The following is a 24,331-nucleotide window of genomic DNA, read 5'->3' as shown; positions in this document are numbered from 1 at the left end:
AATATAATATATGTTATACTATATTAATTTATCTCCATTCTAAATCATGAAATTCGTTTGTCTGTTCACGCTCCATTAATTCCCACATTGCTTCTTCAGCAGGTTTGTTGTCAAAAAGGACTTCATTTACAGCTTCTACTATAGGCATGTCCACATTATATTTTTTTGCAAGTTCTAAAGCGGCTTTAGCTGAAACTGCACCTTCAACAACCATTTTTACTTCTTTAACAGCCTCATCTAATGTGTAGCCTTTGCCTATAAGGACACCGGCTCTTCTGTTTCTTGAGTGCTTACTGTTACATGTTACAATTAAGTCACCAATTCCTGATAGGCCATTGAAAGTTCTTGAATGACCACCCATTTTGACACCAAGAGCTGTAATTTCCTTGATACCTCTTGTAATTAAAGCAGCCTCTGTATTATCACCAAAACCAAGACCGTCAATTATGCCCGCTGCAAGGGCTATAACATTCTTTAAAGAGCCACCTAATTCAATACTCTTTCTGTCAGGACTTATATATGTTCTAAAATATTTATTTGCAAACATTGTCTGAACTTTCTGTGCTACTTCTTTCTTCTTAGCACCAATAACTACAACTGTAGGTATGTTACGTCCTACCTCTTCAGCATGGCTTGGACCTGAAAGTACAACAGCCTCGCATGTTGGTAATTCTTCTTCCATAATTTCTGTCATTGTATCAAAAGTCTTATCTTCAATTCCTTTTGCAACATCAACAATTATTTGACCGTCAGGTATAATATCTTTTAATAATTTAGATGTACTTCTGACAAATGATGAAGCAACTGCCATAACGATTAATTCAGAATTCTTAACAGCTTCTTCAATATTATTTGTAATTATAATATCTTCTGGAATTTTTATTCCAGGCAAGCTTATTTTATTTTCTCTATCTTTGCTTAATAAATCTACTTCTTTCTGCAATGCAGACCATATTGTTACATCATGTCCGTTTCCATATAATATTTTTGAAAGAGCAATGGCCCAACCACCACCGCCTAATACTGTAACTTTTGACATATTATGCCTCCTTTTTCTGACCAATTTTTCGTTCTGTTCCATTGACCAGTCTTTTTATATTATCTTTATGTCGTATATAAGACAAAACCATCATGATTCCAACCAAAATATACGATTCTAATTTTTCACTTTGATTTAAGTTATGCACCATGTTCAACTGACCGAATATTACCATTTCCAAAAAGAAACCTGTCATTAAGCATAATGAACTAAACGAAACATATTTAGTTAAAGCAAGTGCAACAAAAAAAGTTATTAAACCAAGAGCTAAAAATTTCCAGTCAAAAAAGACAAGTGAGAAAATAACTCCCGATGATGCTGCAATGCCTTTCCCTCCTTTAAAATTCATATAAAAAGGAAAATTATGGCCTAAAATTGTACCAAGCCCTGTATATAAGGCAATTGCAATTAAACTGTCATTACATGAATTTCTAAAAAGTAAATATGTAACACCTACGGCAAAAACAGCTTTAAGTGCATCGCCGAAAAATGTCATAAAACCATATTTTTTTCCAAGTGTACGCATGGCATTCGTTGTTCCTGAATTGCCACTGCCAAATTCTCTAATGTCTATATTATGCATTTTACCAATTATAAAACCTGTTTGAAATAAGCCGAAAATATAACCGATAACAATGCAAATTATTTTCTGCCAAACCATCGCAAATACTCCTTAAATTAAAATGTTTATTTTTCTTTTCTTTCTCTAATAATAAATCTTAATGGAGTTCCTCTGAAACCAAAAGCTTCTCTGATACGGTTTTCAATGTATCTTGTATAGGAGAAATGCATTAATTCCTTATCATTTACAAAAATAACAAATGTTGGTGGCTTTACTGATACCTGAGTAATATAGTAAAGTCTTAAACGTTTACCCTTATCTGATGGTGGCTGTTGCATTGCTACTGCTTCTGCCATAATTTCATTTACAACACCTGTTTCTATTCTCATAGTGTGATTTTCAATTACCATATCAATCATATCAAACAACTTAGGTAATCTTTGACCTGTTTTTGCTGAAATAAACATAATTTCTGCATACTGCATAAAAGAAAGAATCTGTCTTACTTTATTAGTATACTCATAAACAGTCTTGTCATTTTTCTCAATTGCATCCCATTTATTTACGGCAATAATTATACCTTTTCCATTTTCATGGGCAATCCCGGCAATTTTTGCATCCTGTTCAGTAACCCCTTCAGTTGCATCAATAACAATAACCACCACGTCTGCTCTTTCTACAGCAGTAACAGTTCTAATAACACTGTATCTTTCGATATCTTCTTTTACTTTTGATTTTCTTCTAATACCTGCAGTATCAATAAAAACATATTCTTTTCCATTCCATTTAACATCAGTGTCAATGGCATCTCTTGTTGTGCCTGCAATATTAGAAACAATAACACGGCTTTCACCTGTTAGTTTATTGATAATTGATGATTTTCCAACATTTGGCTTACCAACAATGGCGACCTTTGGTCTGTCATCTTCATCTTCTTCTAAATCAAGTGATTTAAAATGTTCAACAACCTTATCAAGCATGTCACCTATACCACTTCTCTGTGATGCAGAAATTGGAACAGGATCACCTATACCTAAATTATAGAATTCATAAACATCTGCCATCATTTTATTAAAATTATCTACTTTATTTACCACTAAAACAACCGGTTTCTGACTTCTACGAAGCATATCTGCAACCTTTGCATCAGCATCAATTAAGCCCTGCTTTACATCTGTCATAAATATAATAACATCTGCTGTATCAATGGCAATCTGCGCCTGCTCACGCATCTGTGCTAAAATAATGTCACTGCTATCAGGTTCAATACCACCTGTATCAATCATTGTGAAATTATAATTAAGCCAATCAATATCAGCATATATTCTGTCTCTTGTGACGCCCGGAGTGTCTTTTACTATTGAAATTTTTTGTCCTGCTAAAGCATTAAATAATGTTGATTTTCCAACATTAGGTCTACCTACTATAGCCACAATTGGTTTACTCATATTCTCTCACCTCACCATTAGATTTTACAATAAGTACCATTATTTGTAAATTGCTTATTTTATTTCCAAAAAAGCCGCCAGATTTCCTCTTTTTCCGTTAGTTGCTCTATGGGAAAAGAGCATCTTATGGTTACAGCATGTACAAATATCAGGTAAATGAATATTCTCTTCTAATACACCACATTCCCTGAAAACTATTCTGTTACACTCCCATAAGTCCAACATATATTTACCATTTCCTTTATTCAAAAGGATATTGTCTATATTGTCAGGAAATGCCATCTTAAATTCATTAGCCACATCTTCACTAATTTCATAGCAACTCATACATATTGAAGGACCAATGCAGGCAATAACATCCTTGGAATCAGTACCGTAGTTTTCTTTCATTTTCTTTAGAGTACATGCGCCTATTTTTCCAACTGTACCTCTCCAGCCGGAATGAGAAAGACCTATGGCCTTATTTTTTACATCTACCATATATAATGGAACACAGTCTGCAAAATATGTTGCCAAAACTACATTCTTTTCATTTGTAATCATTCCATCAATGTCAGTAAAACAATTTTCTTTATAAATACCGTTTCCCTTAAATTCTTTTCCAACTACAGCTACATTTGTAGTATGAGTCTGTTTACTACAAACGATATTTTTACTTTCAAACCCAATTGCATTTGCAATTATCTTGTGATTATTTACTACATTTTCTTCTAAATCGCCTCGACCAAAGCCTAAATTCATAGAACTTAAAACTCCCTGGCTTACACCACCTATTCTTGTGGAAAAGCCATGTGTAAGCCATGGTATCTCATCCATTGCTTTATATGAAATATATGGAACATCGTTTTTAAATTTTATAACAGTTGAATTTCTGCTTTTTTTGTTTAACAATACTATATTCATTACATTACTCCAAAACAATTATAAATATACCGAATTTGCTCCTCTGTTATTGCTATAACATCAAAACTGCACTGAAAATCCATAAAAATCTGGTTTTCATTTAAAAACCACATTGCTGTTTTGTAGATTTTCTGTTGTTTTCTATAATTTACCGCCTCTAAAGGATTGCCATACATAAGATTTTTTCTATATTTTATTTCAATAAAATGCAATGTATCTTCCTTAGATGCAATTACATCGATTTCCCCTATTTTACAGGAATAGTTTGATGCAATAATTTTGAAATTCTCTTTTTTCAAATATTCAATGGCTTTTTTTTCGTAAAAACCACCAACTTTTCTTGTATTCATAGTCCCCCTTAAAATCATTATCTTACAAAAATAATTTAATAAATCATTTATCTTTTTATAAACAAACAAAGGGTAAATTATAATAATCTACACAAAATTCTTTATAAAAGTTTTTCTATGTATAGGACATGGACCTACCTTTTTCAAAGCTTCAATATGTTTTGCCGAACCATAACCTTTGTTTGAAGCAAAATCGTATTCAGGATAAATCTTATGGTATTCAACCATCATTGCATCCCTTGTAACTTTTGCTATTATACTTGCTGCACCAATGGAAATGCTTTTTGCATCACCCTTTATAATCGGAATCTGCTTCATATCAAGCCCCGGAATGTTTACAGCATCGTTTAACAACAAATCAGGCTGTTTTTCCATTGAAGCAATTGCTTTTCTCATTGCCTCGTATGTTGCCTGTAAAATATCGATTTCATCTATTCTCTCAGGACTTGATTGAGCAGTTTTTGCACATATGGCTTTTTCCATTATTTGTGGATACAACTCTTCTCTTTTTTTGGCTGAAAGTTTTTTTGAGTCATTAATGTATAAAATATTACATTCTTTTGGTAAAATCACAGCTCCTGCAACAACAGGACCGGCCAAAGGACCTCTACCAACCTCATCTATACCGCATATTAATTCATAATCAGAATATTTTCTTTCAAAATATTGTAAATTATAAATTCTTTCTAACTCTAAAAGATACTTTTGGTGGTCTTTCCTTGCCTTTTCAACTAACTTTAAAACACCGCTTCTTTCATCACTTTTATATTCTTCAGCAAACTGTAATAAGTCTTTTTCATCCAAAAATGATAATTCTTTTTTAATATCTGCAATACTTTTTCCCATTGTTTCTACCTTTTAATTTCTATCTAAAGTGATTCTGCCTAATTTTCCACTTCTAAAGTCATCTAAAACTATCTTACTTGTTTTGTCCAAATCAGGCTGATTTCCTTTCAATTTGCAACCTCTTACCTCTGCTATCTGATACATAATCTGTAGAATGTTATCATCACCTTCAATACTATATCTGTCTTTGATTGCATTTGGATATAAGTTTTCTAATAGTTTAATTAGCTGGAATGCAAGTTCAGATACATCTAAAATATTATCATTCATTGAGCCAATAAAAGCTAAATGCATACCGATTTTCTGGTCATCAAATTTAGGCCATAAAACCCCAGGTGTATCCAAAAGTTCAAGATTCTTATTAAGTCGAATCCATTGTTTTCCTTTTGTTACTCCCGGCTTGTTACCTGTTTTTGCACAGTTCTTTCCTGCATAAGCGTTAATAAAAGTAGATTTACCAACATTTGGTATACCAACTACCATAGCTCTAATTGGTCTGTTTTTAATGCCTCTTTTTAAATTTCTTTCTATTTTTTCTTTACAGGCAATATTAACAGCATTATTAATTTCCTTAATGCCCTGCTTATTTTTAGAATTGATTTTTAAAGCAACAATTCCTTTTTTCTTAAAATATTCAATCCATTTATTATTTTGCTTTTCATCTGCTAAATCAGCTTTATTTAATAAAACAAGTCTTGCCTTATTCTGACCAAGATTGTCAATTTCAGGATTCCTACTACTTAACGGAATTCTTGCATCTAATAATTCAATTATTAAATCTATTAATTTTATATCTTCCTTCATTTGACGCATGGCTTTTGTCATGTGTCCCGGAAACCATTGATAATCCATAATCTTTCTCCTAAATTTTCTATTAAATAAAAAAGGAACGAGAATAAACCCGCTCCTTTTTTAAAGTAATAATTATTTAACTAATTCTTTTACCTTAGCAGCCTTACCTACTCTGCTTCTAATGTAGTTAAGTTTAGCACGTCTTACTTTACCCTGTCTTACTACTTCAATCTTAGCAATGTTTGGTGAGTATAAAGGCCAAGTTCTTTCTACACCAATACCGTTTGAATTCTTTCTTACTGTGAAAGTAGCTCTGTTGCTTCCACCCTGTTTCTTAAGTACAAGACCTTCGAAAATCTGAATTCTTTCTCTGTTTCCTTCAACGATCTTAGCGTGAACCTTAATTGTGTCACCTACGTTAAAAGGTGTTACTTCCTTAATCTGTGCATCTTCAATTTCTTTAATTAATTCCTGCATAATTTCCTCCTTATTTATTCCGATGTTCTTAATACATAATGTAACAGAGGACCATCTTTTTTTTATACAGCGTTTGTTATAATAACATAAAAAACTTTATTTATCAAGTGTTTTTATGAATTTTATATCTTCTTTTGTCAAATTAGCTTCTTCCATTAAATCAGGACGTCTTTCAATTGTTCTAATAATAGATTGTTTTCTTCTCCATTCATCAACCTTCAGATGATTTCCCGATAAAAGAATAGGTGGTACTTCCTTGCCCATAAATTCAGCAGGCCGTGTGTATTGTGGGTATTCGAGTAAATTATCATTAAATGACTCAAACTCTGCAGACACCTCATTATTTAACACTCCGGGAACAAGTCTTGAAATTGCATCAATCATAACCATGGAAGGCAATTCACCACCTGTAAGGACATAATCTCCTATTGAGACATTATCTGTAACTATCATTTCAAGAACTCTTTCATCAATACCTTCATAATGGCCACACAAAAACACTAAATCTTTTTCTTTTGACAACTCTTCCGCCATTGACTGATTAAAAACTTTTCCTTGTGGAGTTAAGTATACAACCCTTGGTTTATAACCAATTTGTTCTACTACCGATTCATAACTTTTATATACAGGTAATGGTTGCATTACCATGCCTGCCCCACCACCGTAGGGATAATCATCTATCTGACCATATTTATTGCCGGCAAAATCTCTTATATTTATAGCATTCAAGCTAATGAGACCGTTCTTAATGGCACGACCGGTAATACTTGTATTTACTCCCTGATTAATCATTTCAGGGAATAATGTTAAAACATGAAAATTCATTAATCCATTAATCCTTTCATAACATGAACTGTAATAGTTTTATTTTTAATATCCTTATTTAAAACACATTGCTCTATAACAGGGAACAGTACTTCCCTACCTTCAGGTGTTTTTACTACATATACCCCATTGGCACCTGTTTCCATTACATCAACCAGTTCACCAATGTAATTTTTTTCTTCATCAACAACATTGCACCCTATTAAATCAACGATAAAATGTTCATCTTCACCTAATGGAATTGCATTTTCTCGAGACACAAGCAAATCCAGTCCTTTAAATTTCAAAATATCATTAATGTTGTCGTATTGCTTAAATTTTAAAATAACCATATTTTTAAAATATTTTACACCTGTTACATTTACATTTATATATTCTTTTCCCGTATCAATTACAGCTTCTTCTAAATAATCAAATCTTTTTATATCATCTGTAGTAGGAAATACTTTAACTTCTCCTTTTATTCCATGAGAGTTTGTAATAACTCCAACTCTTAAATACTGTTCCATAATTTCTCCCTCTCACATAAAATGAACTTGAACATTGTCTTTTATACATAACAAGGCTGGAAAATCTTCCAGCCTTGTTGCACTTGTACTAAAGTGATTTTATTGAATTTCAACTTTAACTTTTTTGTCGCTTTTAGAAGATGCAGCCTTAACTACTGAACGAATAGCCTTAGCAATTCTTCCCTGCTTTCCGATTACTTTTCCCATATCGTCACTGGCAACATGTAAAGTAATAAGTATTTCTCTTTCGTTTTCAGTTTCAGATACTACAACTTCATCAGGAGAGTCAACAAGTGCTTTTGCAATTGTTTCTACCAATTCTTTCATGAATTTGCCCTCCGATATTATTTTTCAATACCAGCAATCTTTAAAAGCTTTCCAACTGTTTCTGTTGGCTGTGCTCCTGTTGATAACCATTTCTTTGTAGCTTCTTCGTTTAAATCAAATATACTTGGTTCCTGATTTGGATCGTATGTTCCGATTTCTTCGATGAATCTTCCATCTCTAGGTGCTCTTGAGTCAGCAACTACTATTCTGTAGATTGGATGTCTCTTCTTTCCCATTCTCTTTAATCTAATCTTTACTGCCATTTTTTCTTTACCTCCGTAAAATAATTTAATTTCTAATATTTATGTTTAAAAGCCAAAAGGCATTTTAAATCCACCTTTACGTTTTCCTTTTCCACCCATCATGCCAGGCATGCTCTTCATCATTTTTCTTGCCTGTTCAAACTGTTTTACAAGCTTATTAACTTCGCTTATATCAACACCGGCACCCTTTGCAATTCTCTTCTTTCTTGAAGGATTCATAAGGTCAGGATTGCCTCTTTCTTCTTTCGTCATCGAATAAATAATTGCTTCAATCTTACCAAGCTGTTTATCATCAGGAAGCATATCTTCCTTTATCTGACCACCAACTCCCGGTATCATCTTAAGCAAGGATGATAAACCACCCATGTTTCTAATCTGAGCCATATATTCAAGATAGTCATCAAAAGTAAACTGTGCTTTCTTAAGCCTCTGTTCCATTTCTTTTGCCTTATCCTGATCAATTGACTGCTCAGCCTTTTCAATAAGAGAAAGAACATCTCCCATTCCTAAAATTCTTGATGCCATACGGTCCGGATGAAATTGTTCTAAATCTGATAACTTTTCACCCATACCTATATATAAAATTGGCTTGCCTGTAACTGCCTTAATTGAAAGAGCAGCACCACCTCTTGTATCACCGTCTAATTTTGTAACAATAATACCGTCAATACCAATCTTATCGTTAAATTCTTTTGCAACATTAACTGCATCCTGTCCTGTCATAGCATCTACAACCAAAACAGTTTGTGTAATGTCTACATTATCTCTAATCTCCACAAGTTCGTTCATCATGTCTTCATCTACATGTAAACGACCTGCTGTATCAAGGATTACAACATTGTTGCCATTTTTCTTTGCATGTTCAATAGCTGCCTTTGCAATATTTAAAGGCTTTTGTTTATCTCCCATTGAGAAAACAGGTACCTGCTGTTTTTCACCGTTAATCTTTAACTGCTCAATGGCAGCCGGTCTGTAAACGTCACAGGCTACAAGTAAAGGTTTCTTACCTCTTCCTTTAAGCTTGCCTGCAATCTTAGCAGTTGTTGTAGTTTTACCGGCACCCTGAAGTCCCATCATCATAATAACGGTAATTTCATTATCCGGTAACAATTTAAGTTCTGTTGTTTCAGAACCCATTAAAGCTGTAAGTTCTTCGTTTACAATCTTTATAACCATCTGACCTGGTGTTAAACTTGTTAAAACATCCTGACCAATGGCTCTTTCATTTACTTTTTTAATGAAATCTTTAACAACCTTAAAGTTTACGTCAGCCTCAAGTAAAGCAATCTTTACTTCTTTTAAAGCTACTTTAACATCTTCTTCTGTAAGACGCCCCTTGCCACGCAAATTTTTGAATATATTTTGTAATTTATCGGATAAGCTTTCAAATGCCAAAGCCCTACCTCCTAGTAATTATCTAAAATTTCCTGTGCAATTGTTTTTATTTCATGAATGTTGTTCTTGTCACCGCTGTCTGCTAACTGACATATTTTTTCAACATCCTCTTTAGTTTTGGAAAATCTTTCAAGTAAATGTAACTTTTCTTCATAACCATTCAAAGTCTTGTCACATCTTTTTACTAAATCGTGTACACCCTGTCTGGATATACCTCTTTCTTCTGCGATTTCTCCTAAACTTAAGTCATTTAAAATAAAATCTTCATATATTTCTTTTTGATGATTAGTTAATAGTTCTCCATAAAAATCATATAATAAAGAACTTTTAAATATATCTTTCATAAAAACGCACCTTGCCTACCTGACATATATTACACTAAAGAAAAGGAGGTGTCAAGTATTTTTTCTTGACACCTTCCAGCTTTATTTTTCAGCAATTTATTTTCTATAAGTTTGGAGCCTGCTCTACAGGACTATAGCCTGCTTTGCTTAATGCTTTTAATATCTGTTCCTTATGGTCATGACCAAAACATTCTAATGTAACTTTAAGTTCCACAGCCGCATTTCTGTTTACTGATACAAACTGGTTATGGTCAAGCTTAATTACATTACCCTGCTGTTTTGCAATTGTATTTGCAACCTTAACAAGTTCGCCCGGCTTATCAGGAAGTAAAACAGAAACTGTAAATACACGTCCTCTTTGAATTAAACCATGCTGCAATGTAGAGGACATTGTAATAATATCCATATTACCGCCACTGATAATTGAAACAATCTTCTTATCCTTACATTTCAAATGCTTTAATGCAGCAATTGTAAGAAGACCTGAGTTTTCAGCAACTAATTTATGATTTTCTACCATATCAAGGAACGCATCTATTAATTCATCGTCTTTAATGGTGATAATTTCATCAATATTTTTCTGTATGTATGGGAAAATATTTTCTCCCGGTGTTTTTACAGCTGTACCGTCAGCGATAGTGTTGGCACTTGGTAAAGTTACAACATGTCCTGCTTCTAAGCTTGCTTTCATGCAGGCTGCATTTTCAGGTTCAACACCAATTACCTTAATTCTAGGATTTAAAAGCTTGGCAAGTGTACTTACACCTGTTGCAAGTCCACCACCACCAATTGGAACTAAAATATAATCAACTGTTGGTAGTTCCTTGAAAATTTCCATTGCAATACTACCCTGACCCGCAGCAACATCTAAATCATCAAATGGATGAATAAATGTATAACCTTCTTTTTGTGCAAGGTTAAGAGCATACTTGCATGCATCATCATATACATCCCCATATAAAATAACATCTGCCCCATAATTCTTTGTTCTGTTTACTTTCATTAAAGGTGTTATAGTTGGCATAACTACTGTTGCCTTAACGCCAAAGAGTTTTGCAGCATAGGCAACGCCTTGTGCATGGTTACCGGCCGAAGCAGTAATAAGACCTCTTTCTCTTTCTGCTTCAGATAAAGTACTTATTTTGTAGTAAGAACCTCTTACCTTATAGGCGCCTGTAAACTGCATGTTTTCAGGTTTAATATAAACATCATTTCCTGTCTGTTCACTAAAATAATCACTATAAATTAAATTAGTGTTTAATGTTACTTTTTTTACTGTTTCACTTGCTTCCTCAAATTTCTTTAAAGCTAATTTGTCACTCATCATTGTCCACACTTTCTTTTTATTCTGTAAATAGAGCCTCTACAAACTCTTTCGAATCAAATCTTTGCAAATCATCAATCTGCTCACCAACTCCAATGTATTTAACCGGTATACCAAGTTCAGCCTGTATTGCTATTGCTATACCACCCTTTGCCGAGCCATCCATTTTAGTAAGAATTACACCTGTTATATCAGCACATTCCTTAAACTGTCTTGCCTGTTCCAGAGCATTCTGACCGGTTGTTGCATCAAGTACAATAAAATTCTCACGTCTTGTTTCTGGAAATTCTTTGTCAATAATTCGATTTAATTTCTTTAATTCTTCCATTAAATTCTTTTTATTGTGAAGTCTTCCTGCTGTATCACAAAGTAAAATATCTGCATTTTTATTTTTAGCAGAACTAATTGCATCGAATAATACTGAACCAGGATCGGAACCTTCCTTTCCTGATACAATATCAACCCCTGCCCTATTAGCCCATTCTATAAGCTGATCTGCAGCAGCAGCTCTAAATGTATCCGCAGCAGCTAAAACTACTTTCTTACCATTATTCTTAAATTGGCTTGCAAGTTTACCTATTGATGTTGTTTTACCTACACCATTTACACCAATCATTAAAATAACAGATTTTTCATTTTCAAAATCATAAGCGTTTTGGCCAATGTACATTTGTTCTTTTATGTTTTCAATAAGTAAATCCTTACATTCCATAGGCTCTTTTATATTTTTTTCTTTTACCTGAGCACGCAAATTATCAAGGATTTCTTCTGTTGTATTAACACCAATGTCACTCATAATAAGGATTTCTTCTAATTCCTCATAGAAATCTTCATCAATGTGAGAAAAACCTGTAAAAATAGAATTCAAACCTGAAACAATATTATTTCTCGTTTTTGTCAATCCTGATACAAGTTTCGAAAAAAATTTTCCTGCCATAACTTCCTCCTATTTTATTTATCTAAGTCATTTTCAAGTAAGTCTACAGAAACAAGTGCTGAAATACCCTTTTCCTGCATTGTAATACCATACAAACGGTCTGTGCAGTTCATTGTACCACGTCTGTGTGTAATTACAATAAACTGAGTGTTCTTTGTAAGTTTATGTAAATATTCAGCAAATCTTACAACGTTAGAACCATCAAGCGCTGCCTCAATTTCGTCTAACAGACAGAAAGGCGATGGTTTCAAATTCTGTATTGCAAATAACAAACTAATGGCTGTTAATGCTTTTTCACCACCGGATAACTGCATCATATTTTGAAGTTTTTTGCCTGGTGGTTGAGAAATAATATTAATTCCTGCATCTAAAATATCTTCAGCATCAGTTAATTCAATTGTTCCTTTTCCACCACCAAATAATTCCTTAAACACAATATCAAATTCTGTTTTTATTTCTTCGAACTTTTCTTTGAACTGCTTACGCATTCCAACTTCAAGCTCATCAATTATTTTAAGAAGGTTTTCTTTTGCTTCCATTAAGTCTTCATGTTGCGATTTCATAAACTGATAACGCTCATTTACTTCCTTAAATTCTTCAATGGCATTAATATTTACATCACCTAAAGACTTCATTTGCTTTCTAATTGAATTAATGTTGTCTCTAATTTCACTCTTATTTGTAAAATCAGAATTTTTCATTTCAGCAGCTGTTCTATATGTGATTTCATATTCATTCCACATATAAGCTTCTTTGTTTTCACTCTTTTCTTCCAGAGCTTCTTTTTGGCTACTTAAACGATAAATTTCTTTATCAAGAGATGAAATTCTTTCTGACAATTGTTCTCTCTTCTCAAAGAATTCCTTATGTTCTTTACTTTGATTTTCTTTTTCAGTAATTGCCTCTTCAATCTCTTTATTTAACTGTTCAGTTAAATCTCTTGCTTTATTAGCCTCTTTTGTGAGATTTTCTATAGCTTCCAATCTTGCAGAAATTTCAACATTGTTTTCTTCCGAATTGTTTTTTATGTTATCAAGTTCTTTTGTAAAGGAATTAATAACATCTTTTGCCTTATTGATTTTTTCAACAATAAATTCATGCTTTTGCTTATAGTTAGCAATTTCAATGTTAATTTCTTCTAAGATTGAGCTCTTCTCGCCAATACTTTCTTTTAGAGAATTTAACTTCTTAGTCTTTTCAACCACCTGTTCTTCTAATTCACTGTTTTTATTTTCAGTACCGGTTAATTCTTCATTTAACTGAGTGCTGTTTTTACTAATGTCGCTAATTTCAGACTGCATATTAGAATTTTCCTGCTCAAAACTCTGATACTCAAGCATAATACTGTCTTTTCGTGCATTAGCCTGCTTGAGATTAATTTCCAATGTGTTTTTAATAATCATCTGTTCCTGAAGCGCTTTATTTATCTTTTCTTCCTCTTCACTTAAAACATCAGACTCACTTTTATTTTCTAGAAGTTGTTTATCTAAATCCTCTTTTTCTTTATTTAATTTGTTTAAAGACTTTTCGATTTCTTCGATTTCTCTACGTCTTCCCAAAAGATTGCTATTATTCTTAAACGCACCACCTGAAATGGAACCACCAACATTTAGGTATTCACCTTCAAGCGTAACAATTCTAACAGTATATCTATATTTTCTTTCAATGGAAATGGCGTTATCAATTGTATCAACAACCATAACTCTACCTAAAAGATATTTGGCAATGCCTTCATATTCTTTTTTTATTTCCACTAAGTCACTGGCAAGTCCTACGACTCCTTTTTCTTCCAAAGCATCCGGAGCATTAAAGTTTGTTTTATTACTCATACTGCTTAAAGGAAGAAATGTGGCTCTACCATATCTGTTTTTCTTCAAATATTCAATTGTATCTTTGGCTGTTGTTTCTGTATCAGTAACAATATTTTGAATATTTCCACCAAGGGCTGTTTCAATTGCAACTTCATATTTTTTATCAACCTTAATAATATCAGCAACTACACCAATGATACCTTTTTTAGATTCCTTAAGTTCCATTACTCTCTTAATACTATTGCCGTAGCCTTCGTATCTTTCAGTAATATTCTTTAAAGTTTCTAAATTAGATTTTAATTTATGATATTTCTCCTGATTTTCAGATAAACGTTTACTTAATTTACTGTTTTCAATTCTAAGAGAAACTATTTTTTCTTTGTATTCCTGAAGTTTTCCCTGAACTTCTTTAATTTCAGCATTAACATCTTCTAACTGTTCTTCAAACTGTTTAATAGCATTTTCCTGACCATCTTTTCTATTTTGGAAATCAATCAGTTTCTGATTAAGCTGTGACTTTCTAATATTAATCTGCTCTAACAAAGTATCAAATCTTTGAATTTTGCTTTTGATAGATGACTTTGTATTTAAAAGATTAATTATTTCTTCTTTATCATGCTCAATTTCCTGTTCTAAATGAGATATTTCGTCGTTAACACTTGCAATTTCTTCATTAGACTTTGTTTGTGTTTCGATAATCTCATTTAACTGCTTTTCATTTTCTTCTTTTTCTTTTGTGGAGTCATTTAATTCTTTTGACTGTTGTTCAATTTCGTTTGTAATTGAATCAATTCTCTGGTTAATATATGACTCATTGTTTTTGGCAGAATTAATCTGTTCCTTAATAACATTAATCTGACCTTCAAATTTCTCAATGTTTAAAATTGTCTCATTTAAAGTAGCCTTTTTAGTCTCAATTGAACTATTAATATCTTCTATTATCTGCTCTAACTTTGTGTAATCTTTCTTTATATTTTCAAATTCATCGTTTGCAATTTGCATGTCTGATGAAGCAATTTTTATTTTTTCATCTAATTGAACTAATCTGTTTTTAATTTCATCAAATTCAATAAAGAACATATTTACATCATTTACTTTCAAGTCTTCTTTTAAAAGCAAATACGTTTTAGCCTTTTCACACTGTTTCTCAAGAGGTATAACCTGTCGTTCAAGTTCTCCTAAAATATCCGTAACACGAACAAGATTCTGATTTTGGTCATCAAGTTTTTTCATGGCATCATTTTTACGACGCTTAAACTTAACAATTCCTGCAGCTTCATCAAAAAGTTCTCTTCTCTCTTCCGGTTTACCACTTAGAATCTGATCAATCTGACCCTGTCCAATAATGGAATAACCTTCTTTACCAATACCTGTATCATAGAAAAGTTCATTTACATCTTTTAATCGCACCTGTGTACCATTAATCATGTATTCACTTTCACCTGAACGGAAAAGTCTTCTTGACACTGTAACTTCATCATAATCAATGTTAAGCTTATGGTCTGCATTATCAAAAGTAATTGCCACATAAGCATAACCCATAGGTTTTCTGTTTTCTGTACCGGCAAAAATAACATCTTCCATTTTTGAACTACGAAGCTGTTTTGTTTTCTGCTCACCAAGAACCCATCTTACCGCATCAGCAACATTACTTTTTCCTGAACCGTTTGGTCCTACAATACCTGTAATTCCGTTATGAAACTGAAAATTTATTTTATTTGCAAAGGACTTAAATCCATGAATTTCTATATTTTTTAAATACATACTAACTCCTGTTATCTAAAGTTTTAAGTGCGTTATACGCTGCCTGCTGTTCAGCGGCTTTCTTAGTATGACCACTACCTCGTCCAATTACCTGTTGGTCAATTTTGGCAACTGCTTCATAATTTTTGTCGTGGTCCGGTCCACTTTCGCCTACAATCTCATAAGACAGATTTCCTATTTTCACCATATTTACTCTTTCCTGCAAAACAGTCTTGCAGTCATGGAATAATCTTTTCTTTTCAATATCATTTAATGCAAACTGTAAAATAAAACTTCTTGCAGCATCAACCCCACCATCTAGAAATATTGCACCGATTAAAGCTTCAAAAGCATCTGAAACTATGGAATCACGTTTTCTACCGCCTGTTGCTTCCTCACCTTTTCCAAGATAAATAAAAGAATCCAATTCAATTTCTCTTGCATCAATTGCCAAAGTAGGTTCACACACAAGACTTGCTCGAAGTTTTGTCATTTCTCCCTCAGGCATTTCATTCATGTTTTCAAATAAAAATTCGCTTGAAACCATTTCAAGTACAGCGTCACCTAAAAATTCCAATCTTTCATTATCTTTGATTTTTTTTACTTTATGCTCATTTGCAAAAGACGTATGTGTAAGAGCATTTATCAATAAATCTTTATCTTTAAATACATAATTTATATTGTCTTCCAAAATAGAATAATCTGTGTTCATAAAAATACCTCTATAACGCAACTTAAAGCCCTATTAAAATAGGGCTTTAGTATACTTGTAATGTTTTGTTCTTAAAGAGCTTCCTTTATCTTTTCGTAAGCATCTCCAACTGTTACAATTGATTCTGCCTGATCTGTTGGAATTTCAATACCAAATTCATCTTCAATTCCCATAATTATTTCTAAAACATCAAGAGAATCTGCTCCTAAATCATCTACAAACTTACTGTCAGCAGTGATTTTATCCTTATCCAAATCTAAAACCTCTGCAATGGCATTAATAAGTCTATCTAATTCCATAATTAATCCTCCTTGCTTTCTAATGAAAGCTTTTCCTTAAATTTATTGTTAATATCCAATTCATTAAATGTTATACATTGTAAAATTGAATTTTTAATTTCAATTGCTTTTGAACTTCCATGTGTCTTAACTAACAGACCATTTAGTCCTAATAACGGTGCTCCACCATGTTCTTCCAAAGAAAATCCTTTAAGAGTTTTCTTTAAATCTTTCTTAATTAAAAGTGCTCCAATCTTTGTTTTGATAGAATTCATCATAGAACCTTTAATCTTGTCAATTAAAACACTTGCAACACCTTCATATAATTTAAGAATTACATTACCTACAAAAGCATCACAGACAATAACATCTGCATCCCCGTTAGGAATGTCTCTTGCTTCTATATTGCCAATAAAATTAATGCCTTCCATTTCTTTTAATAGTGGGTATGTTTCTTTAACTAAAGCATTTCCTTTTTCTTCTTCTGCACCAATATTAACGAGTGCAACCTTAGGATTCTTAATTCCAACAACATTTTCCATATAAACAGAACCCATCTTAGCAAACTGTAATAAATGTGATGGCCTTGCGTCTACATTTGCTCCACAGTCAATTAATAAAGAAAAACCTGTTTTTGTGGGAATTAATGGTGCTAGAGGAGGTCTTTCGACACCTTTTATTCTGCCAATAATAACATGTCCACCAACAAGATTGGCTCCTGTACTACCTGCAGAAACCATAGCATCTGCTTCACCTTTTTTGACCATATACATACATTTAACTAAAGAAGAATCTTTTTTCTTTCTAATAGCTGCAACAGGCGGTTCTCCTGTTTCAATAACTTCTTTAGCATCAACTATCTCTAACTTGTCAGATGAAGGATATTTTTCAAGTTCTTTTTTTATATCGTCTTCCCTACCAACAAGCTTTATTAGCATATCTTTATTTTCATTAGCAGCTAAAACAGCTCCCTTTACTATTTCGCCAGGCGCGTTATCTCCGCCCATGCAATCTAATGCAATTATAGTCTTCGACATATATAGTCCTCCTTTTGCGCATAATGATAATATACTAAAAAATCCTAATAAAATCAAGAAACATATACCAAAAGAATACTATACAAGCTATATAGCAATGTTCAGTATTCAATTTTCTATTACAAACGAACGCTACCCCCTACTGGATTATATCTAACAGATATTTCAAAGCATAGCTTTTTGATGTCCTTGCTCCAGGCAAATGTTATTTCATGCAAGCACAATATGACCTGCCAGGCTTTTGCCACAAAAAATAAGACTCTGTGAAAACTCACAAAGTCTTATTTTTATAATTAGTCAACTGAAACTATTTCTTTTTTGTTGTAGCTTCCACATGCCTTGCATACTCTATGTGGCATCATTAATGTTCCACACTTGCTGCACTTTACAAGGTTTGGAGCTGACATCTTCCAGTTTGCTCTTCTCTTATCTCTTCTTCCTTTTGAAGATTTGTTCTTTGGACAGATAGACATGGTTTACACCTCCTTAAACTGATTAAAAACATCTAATATTTTCGACATTCCCGTTCCTGGTTTTGCGTCTTCGCAATTACAGGATCTCAAATTGAGATTTGCGCCGCATCTATTACAAATTCCCTTACAGTTTTCACTGCAAAGAACTTTCATAGGAAAATTAACCAGAATCTCGTTATTAATAAATACCTCTGAATCAATTTTTGTACCATCCAGATAATTAGTTTCATCCAGATCTGCTATACGTTGTTCAGATGTTTTATTCAAATCTAAGTCCTTGAAACTATCAATATTAATTTTGTAATCCACAGGTTCTAAACACTTATTACAAGGAATTGCTAAAGTAACATACCCCTTTGATGTAAAAGAAATGTGTTTCTTGCCATCATTATGAAAGATAAACTTTATTTCACAATTCGTTACAGGATATGATTCTCTTTTAGTTTTAAACTTTTCATTTTCATAAGTTGGAGAAAAAACTTTCTCCCCGTCTTCTTCCTGTAGAAGTTCATATAAATCAATTATCATAATATTCCTTCTTCAAAGACACCTAAACAATTATACATACCCATCATATATTTGTCAAGCGTCATTATTTTTTTATATAATTTAAGAATTGTTTTATGTTTAATTTTGTAATAACAAGCTTAGAAAACGCTTATATCTTACAAAATTGCTTTACTTAACAAGTTCTACTGTTTCTCTTGCAATAGCTAATTCTTCATTAGTTGGCACTACATAAACTTTAACTTTTGAGTCTGCAGTTGAGATAAGTTTCTCTTCACCTCTTATCTTATTAGCTTCTTCATCTAACTCTACACCTAAATATTTAAGATGCTTTACAACTCCTGCTCTTACTGCACTGTTATTTTCGCCAACACCTGCTGTAAATACAATTGTATCAACGCCATTCATAACGGCAACATAAGCACCAACAAATCTTACAACAGTTCTAATGTAAGCATCAAGGGCTGATTTTGCAACTGTATTGCCTTCTTCAATAGCTTTAGTTATATCTCTGAAGTCACTTGAAACCTGTGACAAGCCGGAAACACCTGATTTTTTATTAAGAATATTAGTTATTTCCGATACATCTTTGTTTTCCATTTTAGCTAATACTTCTAAAATTCCGGGATCAATATCACCTGATCTTGTACCCATCATAACTCCTGCAAGGGGTGTAAGTCCCATACTTGTATCAACCGACTTTCCCCCATCTACTGCACAAATACTTGCACCGTTTCCCAAATGGCAAACAATTGTTTTAAGTTCTTCTACAGGCTTATTTATAATTTGAGCAACTCTCTTTGATACATAACTATGCGAAGTACCATGGAAACCATAACGTCTTATCTTATGTTTTTCATAATATTCTCTTGGAATACCATATAAATATGCTTCTTCTGGCATAGTCTGATGAAAGGCTGTATCAAACACAACAACGTTTGGTGTATCTTTCATTATCTTCATACACGCCTTAATTCCAATTACATTTGCCGGATTATGAAGAGGTGCTAAATAATTGCACTTTTCAATCTTTTCAAGAACATCTTCATCAACAATAGCTGAAGATGAAAAATATTCTCCACCATGAACAACTCTATGACCAACAGCCTTAACTTCGCTCATATCATTTATAACACCTGTTTTTTCATCTGTTAAAGCAGATATAACAGCATTGATTGCTTCATTGTGAGTAGGCATGTCAACTTCTTTAGTCATTTTCTCACATTTATCGCTCTGGTATGTAATAGAACTTTTATCAATTCCTATTCTCTCACATAAACCTTTAGCTAAAACATGCTCTTTTTCTGAATCAATTAACTGAAATTTAAGTGATGAGCTTCCACAATTTATAACTAATACTTCCATTTGTTCCTCCCATATAAATTGTTTTAAATATAATTATATTTCCTGATATCCTAAAAATTAGCTTGTATTAAAAAATACAAGCTAATAAATACATATATTATAATATCAAATTCAAAAGATTTTTCAAATAAAAATTAAACTATTTGTGCCTGAACTGCTGTAATTGCCACTACACCAACAATATCCATTGCACTACAACCTCTTGATAAGTCATTAATAGGTTTTGCAATTCCCTGACATAATGGTCCGTAAGCTTCTGCACCACCTAATCTCTGTAATAATTTATAACCGATATTTCCTGCATCCAAATCAGGGAAAACCAAAACATTAGCTTTTCCTGCAACAGGACTTCCCGGTGCTTTAAATTCTGCAATTTCAGGAATTAAAGCTGCATCTGTCTGCAATTCGCCATCTATTAAGAACTGTGGATATTCTTTCTTTGCAATAGCTGTTGCTTCAACAACTTTATCCACATCGTTATGAGCAGCACTTCCGTATGAAGAATGTGATAACATTGCTACTCTCGCCTTTTTACCAACTAAATATTCAAATGACTCTGCACTACTTGCAGCAATATCTGCAAGCTGTGTTGGGTTAGGATTCTGATTCAGACCACAATCTCCCATAACAAATACACCATTAGCTCCCATATCTTTATTCTTTACACAAACTACAAAAAATGCTGATACTAACTTGCTACCAGGTTTTGTCTTTATAATCTGAAGTGAAGGTCTAAGTGTGTTAGCTGATGAGTGGCACGCACCTGATACTACGCCGTCTGCATCTCCACATTTAACCATCATACATGCAAAATACATATGATCACTAACAACCATGGCTAAAGCCTGGGGTTGTGTCATTCCTTTTGCTTTTCTTAACTCATAAAAACCTTCAGCATACTCCTTTGTTTTTTCATAATTTAAAGGATTAATTATCGTAGCACCCTCAATGTTATAACCACTTCCATATGTTTCTAATTCTTCGTCAGTTGCTAAAATTATAATGTCCGCAAAATCTTCTTTTATAATTTGTTCAGCAGCCTCGTATGTACGTTTGTCCATTCCTTCCGGTAATACAATCTTTTTTCTGTTCTTTCTTGCTTTTTCTTTTAACTCTTCAATAAAGCCCATATTTTTCTCCTTCTAAAAATTATTCTCCAATCCATTATTTATTATAGTATAAGCATAAATTTTAAACAACACCTAAAAGTGCCCTAATTTGTTGAAAGATTGGTGCAATAATGATAAAATGTCCACTTGTGAGGTGATAATATATGAAAACAATGGGAATTATAGCAGAATTCAATCCGTTTCACAACGGACATAAATATTTAATAGAAAAAGCTAAAAAAATTACAGGTGCCGAAAATGCCATTATAGTTTGCAGTGGCAATTATGTTCAAAGGGGGATGCCTGCTTTTTATGACAAATCCCTTCGCACCAAAGCAGCATTGAGAAATGGTGCAGATGTTGTTTTAGAACTTCCATGTTGCTATGCAACTGCTTCTGCAGAAACTTTCGCAGCATCAGCAGTTAAACTTTTGGACAGTTTAGATTGTGTGGACTATTTGTGTTTCGGCTGCGAAACTGACAACATAAAAGTTTTACCTAAAATCGTAAGTATTCTTTTAAACGAGCCTGATGATTTCAAAAATATGCTGTCATTATATTTAAAAAACGGATATTCTTTTCCAAAATCAAGAGCCAAAGCTCTTACAGATTATTGTTTAGAAAATAATATTTTACAATTTGATGAATTGGATAATCTTCTTAACAAACCTAATAATATTCTTGCTATTGAATATTTAAAGGCTATTAAAAGATTAAATTCAAGTATCAAACCGGTTGCCATAAAAAGAATGGGTGCAGGATACAATTCTAAAAAGACTAACACAACTTTTGCTTCTGCAACAGGTATAAGAAATGAAATAGCATCAGGTAATTCCATTGAAAGCCTGATTCCTTCAAACTGTAATAATTTATATGGTAACAATTATTTGGAACTAAATGATTTTAGTCAAATACTTGCTTACAAACTTTTAACCGAAGAAGATTTTACTGTTTATTATGATATAAACGAAGATTTAAGCAATCGAATCAATAATTTGAAATATAATTTTTGTAATGTAGAAGAATTTATAAAAGATTTACAATCAAAAAATTATACTTATGCCGGATTATCAAGAGTTTTAATGCATATTGCACTTAACATTAAGCAGGAAGACGTAAATTCCTTTATTTCCAACGGCTATGTTTTCTATGCAAGAGTTTTAGGTTTTAACAGAGATTCATCTTTAATGAGATTATTAAAAAAGAACGCATCCATAGACTTAATTGGAAAATTTTCAAGCTACTACAACTATTCATCAGGTTTAACAAAAAAGATGTTAAACTTATCCTTGCAGGCTGATGATTTATATCGATTAGTTTACATGAATAAATGCCAAAAGAAGATTCCAAGGGAATTTCAAAGAAAAATTATTGTTTTATAATATGTAATTTAAAACAAATAATTTAGAATAAACTTTTTAGAATAATCATCACTTGTATTAACAACAAAAAGAAGATTATAAAAGCAATTGTTTTATAATCTTCTTTTTTTGTACTTATATTAAATTTGATAGAAAACATAAGCCAACTTTTTTTCTCTATATTTTCTATATATTATAAAATTCAAATATAATATTAATTCTTAAAGCTATGAATTGGTGCAGGAATACGACCTGTTCTATTTATGAAATTATCGCAAGAGAAATTATTTACAGGCATTATAGGTGCATAGCCAAGTAAGCCACCAAATTCTACTGTTTCTCCAACTCCCTTTCCAATTACAGGAATAATTCTTACAGCTGTTGTTTTAGCATTAACCATACCAATTGCTGATTCATCTGCAATAATACCGGCAATTGTTGTAGCCTTTGTATCTCCCGGAATTGCTATCATGTCAAGTCCAACTGAGCATACGCATGTCATTGCTTCTAATTTTTCAATAGTTAAAGCGCCTTCTTTTACAGCATCAATCATACCCTGATCTTCACTTACAGGAATAAAGGCACCACTTAAACCGCCAACATATGAAGATGCCATTACGCCACCTTTTTTAACCTGATCGTTTAACATTGCAAGAGCTGCTGTTGTACCAGGTGCACCGGCTCTCTGTAAGCCAATTTCTTCTAAAATATCAGCCACACTATCACCAATTGCAGGTGTAGGTGCCAAAGATAAATCTATAATACCAAAAGGAACATTTAATCTCTTCGAAGCTTCCTTTGCAACTAACTGGCCAACTCTTGTAATCTTGAAAGCTGTCTTTTTGATTGTATCACATAGAACCTCGAAGTTTTCTCCACGAACTTTCTTTAATGCATGTCTTACAACGCCAGGTCCTGAAACACCTACATTAATAATTGCATCTGCTTCAGTAACACCATGGAAAGCACCTGCCATAAAAGGATTGTCGTCAGGAGCATTACAAAAAACAACAAGTTTAGCACAACCTAATGAATCATCCTCTTTTGATTCTTCTGCTGTTTCCTTAACAATTTCTCCCATTAATCTTACAGCATCCATGTTGATACCTGTTTTTGTTGAACCAACATTAACTGAACTGCATACACGTTCTGTGCAAGCTAAAGCCTTTGGTATAGATTTAATAAGATTTTCTTCTGCCTTTGACATACCCTTGCTAACTAATGCTGTGTATCCTCCAAGGAAATTAACACCAACTTCCTTTGCTACCTTGTCTAATGTTTTTGCAATAGTCACAAAATCATCAGGTGTCTTACAGGCACTTGCCCCAACTAAACCAATTGGTGTAACGGAAATTCTTTTATTAACAATAGGAATACCGTATTCTTTTGAGATATCTTCTCCTGTTTGAACTAAATTACCTGCAAGTTTTTTAATTTTATTATAAATATTATTATTTAACGTTTCTAAATCATTACTAATACAATCCATAAGACTAATACCTAATGTAATAGTTCTTACATCCAGATTGTAATCGTCAATCATTTTATTAGTTTCAATAACTTCAAATTTATTAATCATGTTTTTTCTCCCATT

The 24,331-nt window shown here is 32.7% G+C and carries 26 protein-coding genes; 1 reads left to right on the top strand and 25 read right to left on the bottom strand.

The window, feature by feature from the left end:
- Window positions 1-28 precede the first annotated feature (28 nt).
- The 24 genes from DW006_RS06605 to pta form a co-directional block, all read right to left on the bottom strand.
- Window positions 29-1,039 (bottom strand): NAD(P)H-dependent glycerol-3-phosphate dehydrogenase, encoded by a 1,011-nt coding sequence (locus DW006_RS06605; RefSeq protein ID WP_117999572.1) that lies wholly within the window; start codon window positions 1,037-1,039, stop codon window positions 29-31.
- A gap of 1 nt (window position 1,040) precedes the next feature.
- Window positions 1,041-1,700 carry a glycerol-3-phosphate 1-O-acyltransferase PlsY gene (plsY, locus tag DW006_RS06600; protein WP_117999571.1) on the bottom strand — a complete coding sequence of 220 codons (660 nt, stop codon included), beginning with the start codon at window positions 1,698-1,700 and terminating at the stop codon, window positions 1,041-1,043.
- A gap of 26 nt (window positions 1,701-1,726) precedes the next feature.
- Window positions 1,727-3,049 (bottom strand): ribosome biogenesis GTPase Der, encoded by a 1,323-nt coding sequence (der, locus tag DW006_RS06595; RefSeq protein WP_022166077.1) that lies wholly within the window; start codon window positions 3,047-3,049, stop codon window positions 1,727-1,729.
- A 54-nt stretch (window positions 3,050-3,103) separates the two neighbouring features.
- Window positions 3,104-3,952 (bottom strand): peptidoglycan editing factor PgeF, encoded by an 849-nt coding sequence (pgeF, locus tag DW006_RS06590; protein WP_117999570.1) that lies wholly within the window; start codon window positions 3,950-3,952, stop codon window positions 3,104-3,106.
- Window positions 3,952-4,302 (bottom strand): YraN family protein, encoded by a 351-nt coding sequence (locus DW006_RS06585; RefSeq protein ID WP_158561083.1) that lies wholly within the window; start codon window positions 4,300-4,302, stop codon window positions 3,952-3,954. The genes pgeF and DW006_RS06585 overlap by 1 nt, the downstream gene beginning before the upstream one ends.
- Before the next feature lie 87 nt (window positions 4,303-4,389).
- The gene (locus DW006_RS06580; protein ID WP_117999568.1) at window positions 4,390-5,148 is read right to left on the bottom strand and encodes a ribonuclease HII; all 759 of its coding nucleotides are present in this window, start codon (window positions 5,146-5,148) and stop codon (window positions 4,390-4,392) included.
- 12 nt (window positions 5,149-5,160) lie between these two features.
- Window positions 5,161-6,000, bottom strand: coding sequence for a ribosome biogenesis GTPase YlqF (gene ylqF / locus DW006_RS06575; protein WP_117999567.1), 840 nt, complete (start codon window positions 5,998-6,000; stop codon window positions 5,161-5,163).
- A 72-nt stretch (window positions 6,001-6,072) separates the two neighbouring features.
- A complete protein-coding gene (rplS, locus tag DW006_RS06570) occupies window positions 6,073-6,417 on the bottom strand; it encodes a 50S ribosomal protein L19 (protein ID WP_022166072.1) in 345 nt (114 codons plus the stop codon).
- A 96-nt stretch (window positions 6,418-6,513) separates the two neighbouring features.
- Window positions 6,514-7,242 (bottom strand): tRNA (guanosine(37)-N1)-methyltransferase TrmD, encoded by a 729-nt coding sequence (gene trmD / locus DW006_RS06565; protein ID WP_117999566.1) that lies wholly within the window; start codon window positions 7,240-7,242, stop codon window positions 6,514-6,516.
- Window positions 7,242-7,751, bottom strand: a complete 510-nt coding sequence (rimM, locus tag DW006_RS06560) for a ribosome maturation factor RimM (protein ID WP_117999565.1) — start codon at window positions 7,749-7,751, stop codon at window positions 7,242-7,244. Before rimM ends, trmD begins: the two co-directional genes overlap by 1 nt.
- 99 nt (window positions 7,752-7,850) lie before the next feature.
- The gene (locus tag DW006_RS06555) at window positions 7,851-8,078 is read right to left on the bottom strand and encodes a KH domain-containing protein (RefSeq protein ID WP_022166069.1); all 228 of its coding nucleotides are present in this window, start codon (window positions 8,076-8,078) and stop codon (window positions 7,851-7,853) included.
- A 17-nt stretch (window positions 8,079-8,095) separates the two neighbouring features.
- Window positions 8,096-8,341, bottom strand: coding sequence for a 30S ribosomal protein S16 (gene rpsP, locus DW006_RS06550; RefSeq protein ID WP_022166068.1), 246 nt, complete (start codon window positions 8,339-8,341; stop codon window positions 8,096-8,098).
- Between the two features lie 45 nt (window positions 8,342-8,386).
- Complete coding sequence (gene ffh / locus DW006_RS06545) at window positions 8,387-9,736, bottom strand: signal recognition particle protein (protein ID WP_117999564.1); 1,350 nt, start codon at window positions 9,734-9,736, stop codon at window positions 8,387-8,389.
- Between the two features lie 11 nt (window positions 9,737-9,747).
- Window positions 9,748-10,080 carry a YlxM family DNA-binding protein gene (gene ylxM / locus DW006_RS06540; protein WP_022166066.1) on the bottom strand — a complete coding sequence of 111 codons (333 nt, stop codon included), beginning with the start codon at window positions 10,078-10,080 and terminating at the stop codon, window positions 9,748-9,750.
- A gap of 103 nt (window positions 10,081-10,183) precedes the next feature.
- Complete coding sequence (gene ilvA / locus DW006_RS06535; protein ID WP_117999667.1) at window positions 10,184-11,404, bottom strand: threonine ammonia-lyase; 1,221 nt, start codon at window positions 11,402-11,404, stop codon at window positions 10,184-10,186.
- 19 nt (window positions 11,405-11,423) lie between these two features.
- Complete coding sequence (ftsY, locus tag DW006_RS06530) at window positions 11,424-12,341, bottom strand: signal recognition particle-docking protein FtsY (protein WP_117999563.1); 918 nt, start codon at window positions 12,339-12,341, stop codon at window positions 11,424-11,426.
- 14 nt (window positions 12,342-12,355) lie between these two features.
- Window positions 12,356-15,916 carry a chromosome segregation protein SMC gene (gene smc / locus DW006_RS06525; protein WP_117999562.1) on the bottom strand — a complete coding sequence of 1,187 codons (3,561 nt, stop codon included), beginning with the start codon at window positions 15,914-15,916 and terminating at the stop codon, window positions 12,356-12,358.
- A 1-nt stretch (window position 15,917) separates the two neighbouring features.
- Window positions 15,918-16,607, bottom strand: a complete 690-nt coding sequence (rnc, locus tag DW006_RS06520; protein WP_117999561.1) for a ribonuclease III — start codon at window positions 16,605-16,607, stop codon at window positions 15,918-15,920.
- Between the two features lie 71 nt (window positions 16,608-16,678).
- Window positions 16,679-16,906, bottom strand: coding sequence for an acyl carrier protein (gene acpP, locus DW006_RS06515; RefSeq protein ID WP_022166061.1), 228 nt, complete (start codon window positions 16,904-16,906; stop codon window positions 16,679-16,681).
- 2 nt (window positions 16,907-16,908) lie between these two features.
- Window positions 16,909-17,922 carry a phosphate acyltransferase PlsX gene (plsX, locus tag DW006_RS06510; RefSeq protein WP_117999560.1) on the bottom strand — a complete coding sequence of 338 codons (1,014 nt, stop codon included), beginning with the start codon at window positions 17,920-17,922 and terminating at the stop codon, window positions 16,909-16,911.
- Between the two features lie 293 nt (window positions 17,923-18,215).
- The gene (gene rpmF / locus DW006_RS06505) at window positions 18,216-18,395 is read right to left on the bottom strand and encodes a 50S ribosomal protein L32 (RefSeq protein WP_022166059.1); all 180 of its coding nucleotides are present in this window, start codon (window positions 18,393-18,395) and stop codon (window positions 18,216-18,218) included.
- Between the two features lie 3 nt (window positions 18,396-18,398).
- Window positions 18,399-18,923, bottom strand: a complete 525-nt coding sequence (locus DW006_RS06500; RefSeq protein WP_117999559.1) for a DUF177 domain-containing protein — start codon at window positions 18,921-18,923, stop codon at window positions 18,399-18,401.
- A gap of 150 nt (window positions 18,924-19,073) precedes the next feature.
- Window positions 19,074-20,267, bottom strand: a complete 1,194-nt coding sequence (locus DW006_RS06495; protein ID WP_117999558.1) for an acetate kinase — start codon at window positions 20,265-20,267, stop codon at window positions 19,074-19,076.
- A 134-nt stretch (window positions 20,268-20,401) separates the two neighbouring features.
- Window positions 20,402-21,397: a phosphate acetyltransferase gene (pta, locus tag DW006_RS06490; RefSeq protein WP_117999557.1), complete on the bottom strand. Its 996-nt coding sequence runs from the start codon at window positions 21,395-21,397 to the stop codon at window positions 20,402-20,404.
- 143 nt (window positions 21,398-21,540) lie between these two features.
- On the opposite strand from pta, the gene DW006_RS06485 reads away from it, so the two are divergent.
- Window positions 21,541-22,758: a nucleotidyltransferase gene (locus tag DW006_RS06485; RefSeq protein ID WP_117999556.1), complete on the top strand. Its 1,218-nt coding sequence runs from the start codon at window positions 21,541-21,543 to the stop codon at window positions 22,756-22,758.
- A gap of 193 nt (window positions 22,759-22,951) precedes the next feature.
- Here DW006_RS06485 and DW006_RS06480 read toward each other — a convergent pair whose 3' ends face one another.
- Window positions 22,952-24,316: a PFL family protein gene (locus tag DW006_RS06480; protein WP_117999555.1), complete on the bottom strand. Its 1,365-nt coding sequence runs from the start codon at window positions 24,314-24,316 to the stop codon at window positions 22,952-22,954.
- Between the last annotated feature and the right edge of the window lie 15 nt (window positions 24,317-24,331).

The sequence above is a fragment of the Eubacterium sp. AF36-5BH genome, from assembly GCF_003460505.1.
GTDB lineage: Bacteria > Bacillota > Clostridia > Lachnospirales > Lachnospiraceae > Eubacterium_G.
Note: the sequence above shows the minus strand (reverse complement) of the source record. Positions and strands in the feature narration are given on the sequence as shown.

What these genes read in the sequence shown, in the direction of transcription:
- DW006_RS06605 (WP_117999572.1), bottom strand. Translation starts at nt 1,039, where the DNA reads ATGTCAAAAGTTACAGTATTAGGCGGTGGTGGTTGGGCCATTGCTCTT.
- plsY (WP_117999571.1), bottom strand. Translation starts at nt 1,700, where the DNA reads ATGGTTTGGCAGAAAATAATTTGCATTGTTATCGGTTATATTTTCGGC.
- der (WP_022166077.1), bottom strand. Translation starts at nt 3,049, where the DNA reads ATGAGTAAACCAATTGTGGCTATAGTAGGTAGACCTAATGTTGGAAAA.
- pgeF (WP_117999570.1), bottom strand. Translation starts at nt 3,952, where the DNA reads ATGAATATAGTATTGTTAAACAAAAAAAGCAGAAATTCAACTGTTATA.
- DW006_RS06585 (WP_158561083.1), bottom strand. Translation starts at nt 4,302, where the DNA reads ATGAATACAAGAAAAGTTGGTGGTTTTTACGAAAAAAAAGCCATTGAA.
- DW006_RS06580 (WP_117999568.1), bottom strand. Translation starts at nt 5,148, where the DNA reads ATGGGAAAAAGTATTGCAGATATTAAAAAAGAATTATCATTTTTGGAT.
- ylqF (WP_117999567.1), bottom strand. Translation starts at nt 6,000, where the DNA reads ATGGATTATCAATGGTTTCCGGGACACATGACAAAAGCCATGCGTCAA.
- rplS (WP_022166072.1), bottom strand. Translation starts at nt 6,417, where the DNA reads ATGCAGGAATTAATTAAAGAAATTGAAGATGCACAGATTAAGGAAGTA.
- trmD (WP_117999566.1), bottom strand. Translation starts at nt 7,242, where the DNA reads ATGAATTTTCATGTTTTAACATTATTCCCTGAAATGATTAATCAGGGA.
- rimM (WP_117999565.1), bottom strand. Translation starts at nt 7,751, where the DNA reads ATGGAACAGTATTTAAGAGTTGGAGTTATTACAAACTCTCATGGAATA.
- DW006_RS06555 (WP_022166069.1), bottom strand. Translation starts at nt 8,078, where the DNA reads ATGAAAGAATTGGTAGAAACAATTGCAAAAGCACTTGTTGACTCTCCT.
- rpsP (WP_022166068.1), bottom strand. Translation starts at nt 8,341, where the DNA reads ATGGCAGTAAAGATTAGATTAAAGAGAATGGGAAAGAAGAGACATCCA.
- ylxM (WP_022166066.1), bottom strand. Translation starts at nt 10,080, where the DNA reads ATGAAAGATATATTTAAAAGTTCTTTATTATATGATTTTTATGGAGAA.
- ilvA (WP_117999667.1), bottom strand. Translation starts at nt 11,404, where the DNA reads ATGAGTGACAAATTAGCTTTAAAGAAATTTGAGGAAGCAAGTGAAACA.
- ftsY (WP_117999563.1), bottom strand. Translation starts at nt 12,341, where the DNA reads ATGGCAGGAAAATTTTTTTCGAAACTTGTATCAGGATTGACAAAAACG.
- smc (WP_117999562.1), bottom strand. Translation starts at nt 15,916, where the DNA reads ATGTATTTAAAAAATATAGAAATTCATGGATTTAAGTCCTTTGCAAAT.
- rnc (WP_117999561.1), bottom strand. Translation starts at nt 16,607, where the DNA reads ATGAACACAGATTATTCTATTTTGGAAGACAATATAAATTATGTATTT.
- acpP (WP_022166061.1), bottom strand. Translation starts at nt 16,906, where the DNA reads ATGGAATTAGATAGACTTATTAATGCCATTGCAGAGGTTTTAGATTTG.
- plsX (WP_117999560.1), bottom strand. Translation starts at nt 17,922, where the DNA reads ATGTCGAAGACTATAATTGCATTAGATTGCATGGGCGGAGATAACGCG.
- rpmF (WP_022166059.1), bottom strand. Translation starts at nt 18,395, where the DNA reads ATGTCTATCTGTCCAAAGAACAAATCTTCAAAAGGAAGAAGAGATAAG.
- DW006_RS06500 (WP_117999559.1), bottom strand. Translation starts at nt 18,923, where the DNA reads ATGATAATTGATTTATATGAACTTCTACAGGAAGAAGACGGGGAGAAA.
- DW006_RS06495 (WP_117999558.1), bottom strand. Translation starts at nt 20,267, where the DNA reads ATGGAAGTATTAGTTATAAATTGTGGAAGCTCATCACTTAAATTTCAG.
- pta (WP_117999557.1), bottom strand. Translation starts at nt 21,397, where the DNA reads ATGGGCTTTATTGAAGAGTTAAAAGAAAAAGCAAGAAAGAACAGAAAA.
- DW006_RS06485 (WP_117999556.1), top strand. Translation starts at nt 21,541, where the DNA reads ATGAAAACAATGGGAATTATAGCAGAATTCAATCCGTTTCACAACGGA.
- DW006_RS06480 (WP_117999555.1), bottom strand. Translation starts at nt 24,316, where the DNA reads ATGATTAATAAATTTGAAGTTATTGAAACTAATAAAATGATTGACGAT.